Source organism: Thalassotalea mangrovi (genome assembly GCF_005116735.1).
In the GTDB taxonomy this organism is placed as follows: Bacteria; Pseudomonadota; Gammaproteobacteria; order Enterobacterales; family Alteromonadaceae; genus Thalassotalea_A; species Thalassotalea_A mangrovi.
In genome coordinates this window covers 1-1,230 of sequence record NZ_SWDB01000056.1, presented here as the reverse complement: position 1 = coordinate 1,230, position 1,230 = coordinate 1, and the positions used below count along the sequence as shown (strand labels likewise).

General features: G+C 44.7%; 1 protein-coding gene. It reads right to left on the bottom strand.

Annotated features, from left to right (window positions below; all coding sequences use genetic code 11):
- Positions 1-18 precede the first annotated feature (18 nt).
- Positions 19-1,166, bottom strand: a protein-coding gene (locus tag E8M12_RS16215) for an IS3 family transposase (protein WP_136737314.1) whose coding sequence is annotated in 2 segments (ribosomal slippage) — positions 19-929 and positions 929-1,166 — 1,149 coding nt in all. Because the reading frame shifts where the segments join, the coding sequence is not laid out codon by codon here.
- Between the last annotated feature and the right edge of the window lie 64 nt (positions 1,167-1,230).

Genomic DNA, 1,230 nt, shown 5'->3' with positions numbered 1-1,230 from the left:
TGAATCGCCACCAATAACTTAGACACTTCTGAGTTGTTCTTGATAGCGTGTTTCATACTCTACTGGAGATAGTAGATCATTGAAACCATGCTTCCGTTTTTTGTTATAGAACACTTCGATATAATCAAAGATGTCACTTCGTGCTTCATCTCTTGTCGAGTAGATTTTTCGCTTAATTCGTTCTCGCTTGAGTAATTGAAAAAAGCTTTCAGCAACCGCATTATCATAGCAATTTCCGCGTCTACTCATGCTGGCTTCCAATCCATGGTTGCGCAAAAAACACTGCCAATCGTGACTGGTGTATTGGCTACCTTGATCTGAGTGCACCGTTACCGTGTGTTTGGGGCTGCGCCGCCATATCGCCATAAGTAAGGCATCAAGGACAAGCTCTTTCGTGATCCTTGATTGCATTGACCAGCCGATGACTTTTCGTGAGAACAGGTCAACAACAACCGCCAAGTACAACCAGCCTTCATGAGTTCGGACATAAGTAATATCCGTTACCCAGGATTCATCTGGCGCGGATGGGCTAAATTGCCGCTGAAGTTTATTGGGTGCCACGATATTCGATTCACCAGAACGATGGCGAGGTTTGCGGTAACCAACCTGTGCTTTTAAGCCTTCTTGTTTCATCAAACGATAAACGCGATTAATGCCGCAATGCTCGCCCAAATCCCGTAGGTCCGAATAGATCTTTCGATACCCATAGACACCACCAGACTCAAGCCAACATTGTTTAATCAAGCCTGTTAGCTTTTGGTTGGCTTTATTGCGTGCTGAGTTTGGCTGCTTTAACCAGGCGTAGTAACCGCTGGGATGAACATCCAGCATTTGGCACAACCAGCGAACAGGCCAGATTGAGTCATTATCCTTAATGAAGGCGTACCTCAATCGGACAGCTTTGCGAAGTACGCCGCGGCTTTTTTTAGAATATCGCGTTCTTCTGTAGCACGCTTTAATTCCTTCTTGAGCCGATTTATCTCGGCTTGTGCATCGGATAATTCTTTGTGCTCTTCACGACTTGGCCCGTATTTCTTGACCCAGGCATACAGACTATGAGTTGTAACGTCTAATCGTTTTGCGACATCAGCAACAGAATAACCACGCTCTGTTACTTGCTTAACTGCTTCAATTTTGAATTCTTCTGGGTAGCGTTTACCGCTCATATGCACCTCTCTTTTTAGTCATTTTATCTAACTTAGAGGTGTCTAGGGAACTAGTGGCGATTCA